The organism is bacterium SCSIO 12827 (assembly GCA_024397995.1).
Lineage (GTDB): Bacteria > Pseudomonadota > Alphaproteobacteria > Rhodospirillales > Casp-alpha2 > UBA1479.
This window is the reverse complement of record CP073746.1, coordinates 3,377,003-3,390,083: the sequence shown is the minus strand read 5'-3', so window position 1 is coordinate 3,390,083 and position 13,081 is coordinate 3,377,003. Positions and strand designations below refer to the sequence as shown.

Here is a 13,081-nt window from a genome sequence, read left to right as displayed (position 1 = left end):
CCGAATGATGGTGAAGGACGCCCCTCATGTTTAACGAAGAGGGCATCCGCGACCTGGAGCGCCGGGCCGCCGAATGCTGGCCGCCGTTCAGCCAGGGTATTCTGGAAGGCTGGCAACTGCGCTTTTCCGAAGGGGTATCGCGGCGTGCCAATTCCGTTCTGGCGCTTGAGGAAACGGGGTCGAGCGCCCTTGAGCTACGCATCGACGCCGCGGAAAAATTCTATCGCCAGCGCGGCCTGCCTTGCCGCTTTCAGATTTCCGGCGCGGTCGCGCCGCACGGCTTGGACGCTGAGTTGGAACGCCGTGGCTACGTGATCGAGGCGCGCACCCTGGTCATGATCGCCGATGCCGCGTCCGTGGTGAAAAATTTAGCCGACCGACAGGCGCTCCGTTTTCGCGCGCGTCTGTTTTCCGGCCCCACCGGGGCGTGGTTTCAGGTCTATGGCGGCGGCCTGGCGCAGGGGCGCGAACGTGGCCTACGCTGTCGTCTGGCTGAAAGCCTGCCTGCGCCGCGGGCCTATGCGGTGGTGGACGACGGGACCGAGCCCGCCGCCGTGGGGGCGGCCGTTATTCGCGATGACTGGGCATTGATCCTGTGCATGGCGACACGGGATGGTTACCGCCGCCGGGGACATGCCGCGCGGGTGCTGGCCGCACTCGCCGCCTGGGCTGCTGATACGGACCGCGACCGCCGCCTGTTTCTGCAGGTGGAATCGGACAATCGTCCCGCCATGGCGCTTTATCACTTGGCGGGTTTCCAAGCCGCGCATACCTATTACTATCGGACACAGACACAAGCCGCTCCAAACGATGCCCTCCCAGATGCCGCCGACCGAGACAATGCCTGACGTGACCCTTTCCCTCGACGACGTTGTTCAGCCGTTCCATGTAGATGCACTGGGCGTCAACGGGCGCGTCGTGCGCCTGGGTCCGATACTCGACCAATTGGTCGGGCCGCACGGCTATCCGCCGTTGGTCGCCGATCTGTTGTCGCAGGTCGTGGTGCTGGCGGCGACGCTGTCCAGCGTGCTCAAGTTCGACGGCGTGTTCACCCTGCAGGTCCAAGGTGACGGCCCGGTCGGCCTGGTCATGGCGGACGGGACGTCGGCCGGCGGGGTGCGCAGCTACGCGCGTTATGACGCGGACCGTCTCGCGGCGGTTGATGCCGCGGGCGCTCAGGGGGCGCCCGTTCCGGCGTTGCTCGGTTCCGGCTATCTCGCCTTCACGGTCGACCAGGGGCCGGACACAGACCGTTATCAGGGCATCACCGAACTGGTGGGGGCGACCCTGGCCGACTGCGCCCATGATTATTTTCGCCAATCCGAACAGCTGGAAACCGCGATCCTTCTGGCGTCCGGCGCCGATCCGTTGAGCGCCGGGGCGATCATGGTGCAGCGCCTGCCGGACAAGCACGGCGCCGACAAGGACGAGGCCGAGGAAGCTTGGCGTCGGGCGGTGATCCTGATGAGCAGCCTGTCGTCCGGCGAACTGCTCGACCCGGCGGTGACGACGGACCGGCTGCTCTATCGTCTTTACCATCAGGACGGTGTGCGGGTGACCGAGGGCCGACCTGTGAAACAGACCTGTCGTTGTTCCAGGGACAAGGTTGAAATGACCCTGCGTTCCTTCCCGCAGGCGGAAATCGAGGACATGGCCGATGACGGTACGGTCACGGTAACCTGCGAATTCTGCCGTACGGACTATGTCTTCGGCCCGGACCAGGTCGAGGCACTTTACCAGGATTGACGCCGCGCCCGTCCCGTCGGCGCGGATAATTCGACCCATGCCTTGATCCTGACACAGGGCATGCCCAGTATGAGGGGTGCCGGGGAAACCATTGGAGCGAGGAACCGACAACCGATGACCTTGACCAGATCACTGACCGCCGCCCTTGTCGCCGGCCTGTTGGCGCTGGGTGCTTGCACCACGCCGGATCCCAGCGTCAACCTGCCGGAAATCACCTTCCAGCACGCACCGGCCCTGAACCTTGCCGTCGACCGGGTTGAAATCGTCGATGTCCACAAGGCGCCGCTTGCGCCGCCCAACGTGGAGCACAAGATGCAGACGCCGCCGGCCAAGGCGATGGCGATTTGGGGTCGCGACCGTCTCAAGGCCGTGGGTGGCGCCGCCGGCACGGTCGCACGCCTGACCATCGAACGTGCGGAGGTCGTGGAGACCAAGCTGCCGCGCACCCAAGGCATCAAGGGGGCTTTCACGACGGATCAGGACGCCCGTTACGACCTGGAAATGTCGGCCATGATCGAGGTGTTCGACCCCCAGGGCCGGCGTGTCGGCCATGCGGCGGCGCGCGCCACCCGCAACCAGACCGTGCCCGAGGACGTGACCCTGAATGATCTGAACAAGACCTGGTTCGCGATGATGGAAGCGGCGCTGAAGGACTTCGACCACGAAATGGAAACCAACATGCGCCGGTTCCTCGGCAACTGGATGCGCTGACTGACCCCTTTGGGGCTTGACCGGGTGACGCCGGCTCCGCACCATGTGTCCGGGCCGCCAATGTCCGGTGTGCATCCGTAATCCCGCAACACTCTGCTCCATCCCTGCCGGAAGGCCTTCATGCTGACGTTCGCCGCCGCCTGCTTTTTCCTGTTCATCACGCCGGGGCCGGGGGTGCTGTCGCTGGCCGGGGTTGGGTCCGGCTTCGGCTTCGCCCAGGGGCGGCGCTACATGGTCGGGCTGTTCCTGGGCACCAACTTCGTGGCGCTGGCCGTGGTCACGGGCCTTGCCGCCGCCGTGTTGGCGGTGCCGCATGTGCGTACCGCGCTGCTTTATGCGTCGGCCGCTTATCTTCTGTATCTGGCGCTGCGCATCGCCTTCGCCGGCTCCAAGATCGCCTTCATCGAACGCCAGTCCGCCCCCGGCATAATCGGCGGCCTCATGCTGCAGGCGATCAACCCCAAGGCCTATGCCGTGAATACGGCCTTTTTCTCGGGCTTTGCGTTCATGCCGGACAATCTGGTGATGGAACTTGCGATCAAGTTCGCGATCATGAACGCGCTCTGGGTCTGCATCCATTTTCTCTGGCTATGGGCCGGGGTGACCTTGCACCGCCTGGACCTGCCGAAACGCACCCAGTTCGCCATCAATGTCGCCATGGCGTTGTCCATGCTGGCGGTCGTGGCACTCGCGGTGATCGCCCAACAATAAGTGTGGGCTGCTTCGGGCCGCCTAGTTCCGCCAGAACGCGCGGGTGAACAGCACGATCACCGTGAACAGTTCCAGCCGTCCCAACAGCATGCCGATGGCCATCAGCCATTTCGCGCCGTCGTGCAGGTCGGCGAAGGTCGTCGCCGGACCAGTTTCGCCCAGCGCCGGGCCGACATTGGCGATCGCCGTGGCGGCGGACGAAAAGGCGGTCACGAAATCGAGTCCGAGAAGTCCCAGCCCCAGCGCCAGCACCGTGAAGCAAAGGAACCACACGAAGAAGAACGACAGCACGGAGATGATGACCTCGTCGGAAATCGGCTGCTTGTTGTAGTAGGGAATGAACACGCCGTGGGGATGCAAAAGATGGCGCAGCTGGGTGCGGCAGGCAGCGTAGAGGATCTGAAAACGGAACACCTTGATGCCGCAGGTCGTTGACCCGGCGCAGCCGCCGATGAACATTATGAAGAAGAAGATCGGCAGGGCGAAATGCCCCCCCAGGGAATAGTCATCCGTGGCGTAGCCCGTGCCGGTGATGATCGAAATGATGTTGAAGGTCGCAAGCCTGAGTGCATCCAACGGATGCTTGTCCTGTTCCAGCCACAGCCACACGGCGGTCACAATGACGACGGCGCAGACCGTGGTCAGGAACCATTGCACCTGGGGGTCGCGGGGTAGGGCCATGAATTGGCCCTGCAGGAAGCGCACGTAAAGAATGAACGGCAGCGCGCCGACGATCATGCCGGCCGAGGCGATGTAGTCGATGGCCGCATGGTCGAAGTGGCCCATGGAATCGTCATGGGTCGAAAATCCGCCCGTGGCGATGGTGGTCATGGCATGGGCCACCGCGTCGAACCCGCTCATCCCCGCCAGCCAGAACGCTCCCGCCCAGATTATGGTCAGGAACAGATAGATAACGCCGATGGTGCTGGCGATCTGGGCTGCGCGGGGCAGAGCCTTTTCCGTCGACTGATCCGACGATTCCATGCGGAACAGCTGCATGCCGCCGACCTTGAGCATGGGCAGAATGGCGATCGCCATGACGATGATCCCGATGCCGCCGAGCCATTGCAGCAGGGAACGCCACAGCAGAATGCCGGGCGGCAGGCTGTCCAAATCGGTCAGGATGGTCGATCCCGTGGTTGTCAGGCCCGACATGGCCTCGAAAAAGGCGTCGGTGAAGCTGAGATCCCGTTCCGAAAACATGAAGGGAAAGGATGCGAACACCGTCAGGGCGACCCAGGTCAGCGTCGTCATGACGAAGGCCTGGCGCACGCTGAGGTTCCGCACGCCGCCGGTCGTCGCCGTCAGCGCCATGGCGACGCCGAGGAACAGGGTCACCCCGGCGGAGGCGGCGAACACTTCCCAGTCCGGATTGCCGAGCGAGGCATCGACCACGGCCGGCACACACATGACCAGCGCCAGCGTCGCCAGCAGCGTGCCCACGATCATCAGAATGGGACGGAAATCCATGCCCTTGCCTCGTCTTATCCCCGTTGCGACGAGGTTTAGAGCATTTTGGACAAAGAAGGAACCAATCGACGGTGCTGGGGTCGGGCCAGCCCCTTGAGAAGGTTAGTGGCCGATCATGGCCAGGAACTCACGGCGCGTGGTCGGATCGTCGCGGAACGCCCCCAGCATGCGCGACGTCACCATGGTCACGCCCGGCTTCGAGACGCCGCGCGTGGTCATGCATTGGTGTGCCGCCTCGATGACGACGGCAACGCCCTTGGGCTCCAGCACGTCATTGATGGCGTTGGCCACCTGGGCGGTCATCTTCTCCTGAATCTGCAGGCGTTTGGCATAGGCGTCGATGACCCGCGCCAGTTTGGAGATGCCGACGACCCGACGGTGCGGCAGATAGGCGACATGGGCGACGCCGATGATCGGCACCATGTGGTGCTCGCAATGGCTTTCCAGGCGGATGTCCTTGAGGACCACGATCTCATCGTAACCGTCCGTTTCCTCGAAGGTGCGCTGCAGGATTTCCATCGGATCCGCATCGTAACCGGCGAAGAATTCCTCATAGGCGCTGGCAACCCGCTTGGGTGTGTCGACCAGGCCCTCGCGGGTGGGGTCGTCGCCGGCCCAGCGGATCAGCGTGCGCACGGCCTGTTCGGCCTCGGCGCGGGTCGGCTTTGCTTTGGCGGCGGCGATATTGGCGACACTCAGATGTTTCTTGGCGGTCACGGTCGGGGTTCCCGGTCCTGTTGGTTTTTTGGGGCTCAGTTCAGATGGATGCGTTCGTGCGGACTGTCGAGCGAGAAGGCCGGCACGGCGGCGTCGAAGAAATCACCGGCCTGGGTCTCCATTTCGTAGGATCCCATCATCATGCCCGACGGCGTCGCCAAAGGCGTGCCGCTGGTGTATTCGAAGGCCTCGCCCGGGTTCAGGACCGGCTGTTCGCCGACCACACCCTCGCCGCGGACTTCGTGAGAAGTGCCGAGCGCGTCGGTGATCCGCCAATAGCGGTTGCGCAGCTGCACCGTCTCTGTCCCCTGGTTCTCGATCCGCACCGTATAGGCCCAGACATAGCGGCCGTCCTCGGGCGCGGATTGGTCGGGAAGGTACTGAGGGATCACGCTGACATGGATGTCGCGGGTCGTTTCTGAGTAGCTATGTGTCTTGGTGTTCATGGTCTGTCGCTGTTTCTGCCACGGCGGCGCGCCGAGAAAGGCCAGTTTAGCCTCGGATATGGGGGGGTTGTCCACTAACGCCAAGGGTTTGTTGTTCGTGACACTCATCTGTTCGGCCAAAGGCCTGTGCAATGGCAAATATCGGCCGGATTCCCGGAATCTACTTGAATCCCCCTCTGGGCAGGCTAGGCTTTAACCATAAACGGACTTCGAAGGCCGACTGAACGGCCCCTTCCTGCGACAAAAAAACGCACTTGGGAGGAAACGATGACCAAATCCGACAACCGGCCCCGCGTGGCAGCCCTGGTCGGCCCCTACTTAAGCGGCAAGACATCCTTACTCGAAGAAATCCTGCGTCAATGCGAAGCCATTGACCGCAAGGGCTCCGTCAAGGACGGTAACATGGTCGGCGACGGCTCGCCCGAAGCCCGCGCCCGCCAGATGTCCACGGAAATGAATATCGTGAGCGCCCCCTACCTGGGCGACCCCTGGACCTTTATCGACTGTCCCGGTTCCATCGACATGCTGCAGGACGCCCATAACGCCCTGATGGTCGCCGATGCCGCCGTGGTGGTCTGTGAGCCGGGACAGGCGCGGGCCCTGACGGCGGCGCCGATCCTCAAATTCCTGGATCAGCACCAGATTCCGCACCTCATCTTCATCAACAAGATGGACACAGCCGAGGCCAGTGTCGCCGAGACTTTGGACGCCCTGCAGGGTCTGTCCGACAGCCCCTTGGTGCTGCGGGAAATCCCGCTCCGTGACGGTGACGACGTGACCGGCCATGTCGACCTGGTGTCGGAACGCGCCTTTCGCTGGCAGGAAGGCAAGCCGTCGGAATTGATGGAACTGCCCGAAAGCATCCGCGACCGCGAGGCGGCGGCGCGCACGGAACTGTTGGAAAGCCTCGCCGATTTCGATGACGCGCTGCTGGAAACGCTGCTGGAAGACGTGGTGCCGCAGACGGGGGAGGTGTTCGAACATCTGACCAAGGTCCTGCAGGACGGCAAGGCCGTGCCCGTGTTCTTCGGTTCGGCCGAACACGGCAACGGCGTTCGCCGCCTGCTCAAGGCCCTGCGTCACGAAGCCCCGGGCCCGGAGACCACGGCCGCGCGCCTGGGTGAGCCGGTGTCGGGCGAAGCGGCGGCGCGGGTGTTCAAGACCGTCCATGCCGGCCATGCGGGCAAGCTCAGTTTTGCCCGGGTGTGGTGCGACGACATCACCGACGGTATGGCGTCGGCCCAGGGTCGGGTGTCCGGCCTGTCCAAAGCCTTCGGCCAGAAGACGGAAAAGACCGCCAAGGCGGGGGTCGGCGAGGTGGTCGCCCTCGGCCGCATGGACGCGGTCAAGACCGGCGATCTGGTCTCGGCCTCGGGTAAGGTCAAGGGCATGGCCTGGCCACCGCCCCTGACGCCGCTGTTTTCCATGGCCGTGCACGCGGCCAACCGCGGTGACGAGGTCAAGATGTCCGGCGCACTGGCCAAGATCATGGAAGAAGACCCCTCGATCTCCCACGAGCACAATCCGGATACGGGTGAGATGCTGCTCTGGGGGCAGGGCGAAATGCACCTGTTGATCACCCTCGACAGGATGAAGGGCAAGTTCCACATCGACGTCGACAGCGAACGGCCCCAGGTCCCCTACAAGGAAACCATCCGCAAGCCGACCAGCCAGCACGCGCGCCACAAGAAACAATCGGGCGGGCATGGTGAATTCGGCGATGTGCACCTGGATATCAAGCCGCTTGCCCGGGGCGAGGGGTTCACCTTCGGCGACACGATCACTGGCGGGGTGGTGCCCAAACAGTATATTCCGGCGGTCGAGGCCGGGGTGCGCGAGTATCTTGCGCGTGGGCCTTTGGGCTTTCCCGTGGTCGACCTGTCCGTGACCCTGACCGATGGGCAGTACCATAACGTCGATTCCTCGGACATGGCGTTCCGCAAGGCGGCCCAGCAGGCCATGCGCGAAGGCATGCCCAACTGTCAGCCGGTGCTGCTGGAGCCGATCTGCAAGGTCGTCATCTCCATGCCGTCGGAATTCACGTCCCGGATGCAGCGCCTGGTGTCCGGACGGCGGGGGCAGATCATGGGCTTTGATGCCAAGCCCGGTTGGGCCGGTTGGGACGAGGTTCAGGTCCAACTACCGCAATCGGAAATGCACGACCTGGTGATCGAACTGCGCTCCATGACCATGGGGGTCGGCACCTTCGAATGGGCATTCGACCACCTGCAGGAACTGATGGGCAAGGAGGCGGACCAAGTGGTCGCGCTGCGGGCCCAGGCGGCGCAATAGCGCCGCCAACTATTTGACCCGGCGCTATAGCACTGCCAGCCATACCCGGGGCCCATAAAAAAAACCGCCGGTCCCTGGGAAGGGACCGGCGAGTTTGACAGGGAGGCTTCACGTCTGGGAGACGTTGGGGCCGCTGGCCTGGGGGGCCAGGGAGCGGTCCCGGTGCCGGATGACCTCCGGCGGGGTGGGTCTGGGAGGAGACCCAAAATCCGTTCCGTTGCCACAGCGCTTAGGAGCAATCGGCGGCGACGGGATGGTGGTTATATAAACCGCCATGCTTGGTATACCAGTCACAAACCTGCATTCCAGATATGCAATTCACGCATATCTCGTTCATCGCCCTGCAAATATTGCATTTGGGTAACAAAAAATCGCCGCCGGCTGTGAATTTTGTGAAGTTCGCGTCGGCGGATTCTAGAAATTTTCCGGGTTCAGGCGGTCGACCAGGAAGTCGCGGAACACGGTGATGCGCTTGGAATTGCGCAGTTCTTCCGGATAGACGAAATAGGCCTCGATCGAGGGCCCCCGTAGTTCCGGCAGCACTTCCTTCAAATTGTCGGCCTCGCGGCTCATGTAATCGGGCAATGCGCCGATACCGAGCCCCGACTGCACGGCGCGGTAGATGCCATAGATGGAATTGACCCGAAGAACCGGTTCTCGCGTTGCGCCGGGCGGCGCGCCGGCGGTCAGCAGCCAGTTCAGGTTTTCGACCGGCGGGCGGGCATCGTCGCCATAGACGACCAGGTCGTGGTCGTCCAAATCCTGGGGCCGGGCCGGCGTGCCGTGTTCGGCCAGATACTCTTCCGACGCATAGACATGGTAGTTCATGGTCATGATGTAGCGCTGGATCAGGTCCGGCTGCTTCGGCGGGGCCAGGCGGATGGCGACGTCGGCCTGGCGCATGCTGAGGTCCAGTTCCGTGTCGGCGAGCACCAGGCTGATGGCGATGTCCGGGTACAGAGTCTTGAATTCGCGCATGCGCGGCGTCAGCCAGATCGAGCCAAAGGCAACGGTGGTTGTCACCTTGAGCGGCCCCTGGGCCTCGTCCTTATTGTCGGCGATGCGTGCCTCGACCATGGCCAGCTTGGAAAACACGTCATGCGCCGTGCGAAACAGCAGTTCGCCCTGTTCCGTCAGGATCAACCCGCGTGCATGACGGTGGAACAGCGGTACCCGCAGGCTTTCCTCAAGCGCGCTGACCTGGCGGCTGACCGCCGATTGGCTGAGGTGCAGATCTTCGCCCGCGCGGGTAAAGCTACCCGCTTCGGCGACGGCGTGAAACACCCGCAGTTTGTCCCAATCCATGGGAAAGCCCCCTGATCGGCCCTTCGCGGATGCGCTCCCTAATGCATCCGGGCCGGTTGTCGCCGCCTATTCGGCGGCCGCTTGCTGTGCCTCCTGGGCGGCCAGGAAATGTTCAGCCTCCAACGCCGCCATGCATCCGGTGCCGGCCGCGGTGATGGCCTGGCGGAACACCTTGTCCTGGACGTCGCCGGCGGCGAACACGCCCGGAATGTTGGTCTTGGTGCTGTCCGGTTTGGTCAGAATATAGCCTTCGTCGTCCATGTCGACCTGGCCCTTGAACAGGGCGGTGTTGGGGTCATGGCCGATGGCGATGAACACGCCGTCGGCGGCGCGCTCGGTGATCTCGCCGGTCTTCATGTTGCGCAGTTTCATGGCCGAAACGCCCGGCGGATTGCCGTCGCCCAGGACTTCCTCCAGCACCGTGTCCCAGATCACCTCGATCTTGTCGTTCTTGAACAGGCGGTCCTGCATGATCTTTTCCGCGCGCAGCTCGTCGCGGCGGTGGATCAGGGTCACGCGCGAGGCGAAATTGGTCAGGAACAAGGCTTCCTCAACCGCGGTGTTGCCGCCGCCGATCACGGCGACTTCCTTCCCGCGGTAGAAGAACCCGTCGCAGGTGGCGCAGGCGGACACGCCAAAGCCCATGAATTTCTCCTCGGACGGCAGGCCGAGCCAGCGGGCACTGGCCCCCGTGGCGACGACCAGGGTGTCGCCGGTATAGACCGCGCCCGAATCGCCCACGGCGCGAAACGGCCGCGCCTTCAGGTCGACCTCCATGATCGTGTCTTCGACCATTTCCGTACCCACGTTCTTGGCCTGCTCGAACATCTGTTCCATCAGCCAGGGGCCCTGGATCGGCTCTGCGAAGCCCGGATAGTTCTCGACCTCCGTGGTGATGGTCAGTTGGCCGCCCGGCTGCAGGCCGCGCACCAGCAGGGGCGCCAGATTGGCACGCGCGGCATAGACGGCGGCCGTATAGCCGGCGGCGCCAGAGCCGATGATCAGAACCTTGGTGTGGCGGGGGCTAGGGTCGGAAGCGGCGGGCATGAAGCGATCTACCTTTTGAACGAAGATGGGGGGGCCGTGTCTGCCCAGGATTCACGGCGGATTGGGGACCTAAGATAAGTGGGCCCCGGCCGCCGTGCAAGGACAAGCGGCCCAGCGACGGGGACATCTTCAGCAACCATGGGAAGGCGCCCAGCGACAGGGCTTTCCCCCGGCGTTGTTATAATATAATTTCGCAACAATATTTCGCCGTGACCCGGGGGTTAGGAAACGATCATGCAGCGCGTGAAACTGGATAAGATTGACCGGCGTATCCTGCGCGACCTGCAAAACGATGGTCGCATGACCAACGTGGAACTGTCGAAACGCGCCGGAATTTCCGCCCCTCCCTGCCTGCGTCGGGTCCGGGCGTTGGAGGAAGCAGGCTTCATCCGCGGCTACCATGCCGATCTGGAACCCAAGATGCTGGGCTTCAATGTCACCGTGTTTGCCCAGGTCGGGCTTAACTCCCAGGCGGAACATGATCTTGAGGCCTTCGAGAATGCCGTGCGTGCCTGGCCCCAGGTGCGCGAATGTCACATGCTGGCGGGGGAAACGGATTTCCTGCTGAAGGTGGTCGCCGCCGATTGGGACGCCTATCAGGACTTCCTGACGACCAAGCTGACCGCCGCGCCCAATGTCAGCCACGTGAAATCGGCGCTGTCGATTCGCGCCTCCAAGGCCAAGCCGGGAGTGCCCGTCGACATCGACGCCCCCGATGACACGGATTAAGCGCCGCTCGTCACCCGTTCAGCCGTCCAGACGATACCGTTCCCTGGCCCCCTCGGCCCAGGCCATGCCGTGGCCGGGCAGGGTGGGCAGGGCCATGGCGCCGTTCTCGGTCCTGGCCGCGATTTCGAATAGGGGTTCCAGCAGGGGGAAATCCTCCAGCCAGGTGACGTTGGGCTGCGCCGCCGCCAAATGGATGAACAGGGACGGCAGGAAATGCGGCGCGACCGGCAGACCGAAGGACTCGGCCGCCCGCGCCGCCGTGAGGCAAGGCGTCAGGCCGCCCATCATGGCCAGGTCCGGTTGCAGGACGTGCAGGGCGCCCGACGTCAAATAGGGCATGACCTCGGACATGCCCTGGAGGTGTTCACCCGCGGCGATGGCGACCGGCGAAGCCGCCGCCAGGCGGGCGAAGGCAATGGTGTCACCGGCCGGCAGGGGTTCCTCCAGCCACAGGCAGCCGGCGTCGGCGCAGGCCGCCGCCAGATGCAGGGCCGATGCCGGATCGCATTTTTCGTTCACGTCGGCCATCAGACGCACCCGGTCGGGCAGGGCGGCGCGCAGGGTGCTCAGCCGTGCGCCGTCCGTGCCGTCCCCGGAAAGGCGCGGCTTGACCCCGGCGAATCCTTGGGCGACCTGGGCCAGGGCCAGATCACGGGTTTCTTCCGGGCTGTGGTCCGGGCGATGGTCGGCGGAGCCGTAGACGGGCAGGCTGCGCGCGGTGCCACCCATGGCGATGCCCAGGGGCAGGTTCAGGCGCCGGGCATGCAGGTCCCAGGCGGCCACGTCGATGGCCGCCATGGCCAGGTTGTGCGCACCCCGACCGATGCGGTTGAGGGACCCGGCCATGTGCCGCCACAGGGCTTCCGGCGTATGGGCGGCTTGGCCTTGGACACGGGTTTCCAAAAGATCTCGGGCTGCTGCCAGAACGACCCCTGCGCCGCCGTTCAGGCAGTAGCTGAACCCCGTGCCGGTGGCGCCGTCGCTGTCCGTCAGATCGACGGCCAGGACGTCGATCTGGGCCACGCCGGATCCGCCCACGGGGCGGTCCAGCGGCAGGCGGAGAAGTTCAGCCGTAAACGCGGTGATCGTCGAGGTCATTTGCTCATGTCTTCCAGTATTAGTTTAGCGATGGGGGAGCCTGCGGCCCGTGCCCGGGTGATTGCGACCATCGCCTGATGGCGGTCGGGGGCCGTGCCGCGTCCGGTCAGGTAGGCCTTTCCAACCATGGCGAGGGCGTCCGCATGGCCCTGCTCGCCCGCCTTTTTGAACCAGGTGAAGGCCGCTTTGGCGTCTTCCGGGGCTCCGTCGCCAGTATCCAGCCTTCGTGCGTATTCGTATTGGCTGTCGCGGTGGCCCAGGTCCGCCGCGCGGTGGAAGGCCTCGGCGGCGACCTCCGGCAAACGCGGCACGCCGTGGCCGAGGGCGAAGCTCCGGCCGATCCGGAAGTAGGCGGCGCGGCGGTCGATGGACTGGCTTTGCGCTTCCGTGGTCACCAAATCGTCGAGACCGGCGAGCGCCTTTTCAGCCACGGCCTGTTTCATTTCCACGGCGCGTGGTTGGCCCCGCGCCGCTGCCCGCGACAATAGACGGTATCCTTTGACCGCGTCCTGTTCGACGCCGATGCCGCGCATGTGGAACCAGCCCAGCATGGTGGTGGCGTAAAGATGCCCCTGGTCGGCGGCCAAGCCGTACCAGCGCGCGGCTTCGCCAAGGTCGGCCGCGGTGCCCTGGCCGCGGGCGTACATGCCGGCGATCAGGGTTTGGGCCTCGGCGTCGCCGCCTTCGGCGGCGGGCTTCAGGTTCTTGAAGGCGGCAGCGAAATCGCCGGCGTTATAGGCGGCCTGCGCCTCGGCCAGGTCGGCCTGGGCAGGCCGGACGGCGGCAACAAGAACGATAACGGCCAAGAC

The 13,081-nt window shown here is 64.4% G+C and carries 13 protein-coding genes; 6 read left to right on the top strand and 7 right to left on the bottom strand.

The features are described from left to right. The first annotated feature begins 26 nt into the window (after window positions 1-26). The 4 genes from KFF05_15840 to KFF05_15825 all read left to right on the top strand — a co-directional run bounded on the left by KFF05_15840 (window position 27) and on the right by KFF05_15825 (window position 3,168). Complete coding sequence (locus tag KFF05_15840) at window positions 27-848, top strand: GNAT family N-acetyltransferase (protein ID UTW51363.1); 822 nt, start codon at window positions 27-29, stop codon at window positions 846-848. After that, window positions 841-1,746 carry an Hsp33 family molecular chaperone HslO gene (locus KFF05_15835; GenBank protein UTW51362.1) on the top strand — a complete coding sequence of 302 codons (906 nt, stop codon included), beginning with the start codon at window positions 841-843 and terminating at the stop codon, window positions 1,744-1,746. The genes KFF05_15840 and KFF05_15835 overlap by 8 nt, the downstream gene beginning before the upstream one ends. Window positions 1,747-1,860: 114 nt before the next feature. Continuing rightward, window positions 1,861-2,457, top strand: a complete 597-nt coding sequence (locus KFF05_15830; protein ID UTW51361.1) for a hypothetical protein — start codon at window positions 1,861-1,863, stop codon at window positions 2,455-2,457. 120 nt (window positions 2,458-2,577) lie between these two features. Next, window positions 2,578-3,168, top strand: a complete 591-nt coding sequence (locus KFF05_15825; protein ID UTW51360.1) for a LysE family translocator — start codon at window positions 2,578-2,580, stop codon at window positions 3,166-3,168. A 21-nt stretch (window positions 3,169-3,189) separates the two neighbouring features. Here KFF05_15825 and KFF05_15820 read toward each other — a convergent pair whose 3' ends face one another. The 3 genes from KFF05_15820 to apaG all read right to left on the bottom strand — a co-directional run bounded on the left by KFF05_15820 (window position 3,190) and on the right by apaG (window position 5,801). Next, a complete protein-coding gene (locus KFF05_15820) occupies window positions 3,190-4,638 on the bottom strand; it encodes a TrkH family potassium uptake protein (GenBank protein ID UTW51359.1) in 1,449 nt (482 codons plus the stop codon). A 102-nt stretch (window positions 4,639-4,740) separates the two neighbouring features. After that, window positions 4,741-5,355 (bottom strand): GTP cyclohydrolase I FolE, encoded by a 615-nt coding sequence (folE, locus tag KFF05_15815; GenBank protein ID UTW51358.1) that lies wholly within the window; start codon window positions 5,353-5,355, stop codon window positions 4,741-4,743. A gap of 35 nt (window positions 5,356-5,390) precedes the next feature. Further along, window positions 5,391-5,801 carry a Co2+/Mg2+ efflux protein ApaG gene (apaG, locus tag KFF05_15810; protein UTW51357.1) on the bottom strand — a complete coding sequence of 137 codons (411 nt, stop codon included), beginning with the start codon at window positions 5,799-5,801 and terminating at the stop codon, window positions 5,391-5,393. 267 nt (window positions 5,802-6,068) lie between these two features. On the opposite strand from apaG, the gene KFF05_15805 reads away from it, so the two are divergent. Continuing rightward, on the top strand, window positions 6,069-8,093 hold the full coding sequence (locus KFF05_15805; GenBank protein ID UTW51356.1) for an elongation factor G: 2,025 nt from the start codon (window positions 6,069-6,071) through the stop codon (window positions 8,091-8,093). Between the two features lie 414 nt (window positions 8,094-8,507). Here KFF05_15805 and KFF05_15800 read toward each other — a convergent pair whose 3' ends face one another. Together KFF05_15800 and trxB are read right to left on the bottom strand one after the other, a co-directional pair. Further along, window positions 8,508-9,398, bottom strand: a complete 891-nt coding sequence (locus tag KFF05_15800; GenBank protein ID UTW51355.1) for a LysR family transcriptional regulator — start codon at window positions 9,396-9,398, stop codon at window positions 8,508-8,510. Between the two features lie 66 nt (window positions 9,399-9,464). Further along, window positions 9,465-10,445 carry a thioredoxin-disulfide reductase gene (trxB, locus tag KFF05_15795; protein UTW51354.1) on the bottom strand — a complete coding sequence of 327 codons (981 nt, stop codon included), beginning with the start codon at window positions 10,443-10,445 and terminating at the stop codon, window positions 9,465-9,467. A gap of 234 nt (window positions 10,446-10,679) precedes the next feature. Between trxB and KFF05_15790 the strand changes: the two genes are divergently transcribed. Then, on the top strand, window positions 10,680-11,174 hold the full coding sequence (locus KFF05_15790) for an Lrp/AsnC family transcriptional regulator (protein ID UTW51353.1): 495 nt from the start codon (window positions 10,680-10,682) through the stop codon (window positions 11,172-11,174). 18 nt (window positions 11,175-11,192) lie between these two features. Here the strand turns inward: KFF05_15790 and KFF05_15785 are convergent, their stop codons facing one another. Then, on the bottom strand, window positions 11,193-12,272 hold the full coding sequence (locus KFF05_15785; GenBank protein ID UTW51352.1) for a mandelate racemase/muconate lactonizing enzyme family protein: 1,080 nt from the start codon (window positions 12,270-12,272) through the stop codon (window positions 11,193-11,195). Next, on the bottom strand, window positions 12,269-13,078 hold the full coding sequence (locus KFF05_15780; protein UTW51351.1) for a sel1 repeat family protein: 810 nt from the start codon (window positions 13,076-13,078) through the stop codon (window positions 12,269-12,271). Before KFF05_15780 ends, KFF05_15785 begins: the two co-directional genes overlap by 4 nt. Window positions 13,079-13,081: the final 3 nt, after the last annotated feature.

Coding starts and splice junctions, on each gene's coding strand:
- KFF05_15785 (UTW51352.1), bottom strand. CDS start 12,272: ATGACCTCGACGATCACCGCGTTTACGGCTGAACTTCTCCGCCTGCCG.
- KFF05_15820 (UTW51359.1), bottom strand. CDS start 4,638: ATGGATTTCCGTCCCATTCTGATGATCGTGGGCACGCTGCTGGCGACG.
- KFF05_15835 (UTW51362.1), top strand. CDS start 841: ATGCCTGACGTGACCCTTTCCCTCGACGACGTTGTTCAGCCGTTCCAT.
- KFF05_15790 (UTW51353.1), top strand. CDS start 10,680: ATGCAGCGCGTGAAACTGGATAAGATTGACCGGCGTATCCTGCGCGAC.
- KFF05_15800 (UTW51355.1), bottom strand. CDS start 9,398: ATGGATTGGGACAAACTGCGGGTGTTTCACGCCGTCGCCGAAGCGGGT.
- KFF05_15840 (UTW51363.1), top strand. CDS start 27: ATGTTTAACGAAGAGGGCATCCGCGACCTGGAGCGCCGGGCCGCCGAA.
- trxB (UTW51354.1), bottom strand. CDS start 10,445: ATGCCCGCCGCTTCCGACCCTAGCCCCCGCCACACCAAGGTTCTGATC.
- KFF05_15825 (UTW51360.1), top strand. CDS start 2,578: ATGCTGACGTTCGCCGCCGCCTGCTTTTTCCTGTTCATCACGCCGGGG.
- KFF05_15830 (UTW51361.1), top strand. CDS start 1,861: ATGACCTTGACCAGATCACTGACCGCCGCCCTTGTCGCCGGCCTGTTG.
- KFF05_15805 (UTW51356.1), top strand. CDS start 6,069: ATGACCAAATCCGACAACCGGCCCCGCGTGGCAGCCCTGGTCGGCCCC.
- apaG (UTW51357.1), bottom strand. CDS start 5,801: ATGAACACCAAGACACATAGCTACTCAGAAACGACCCGCGACATCCAT.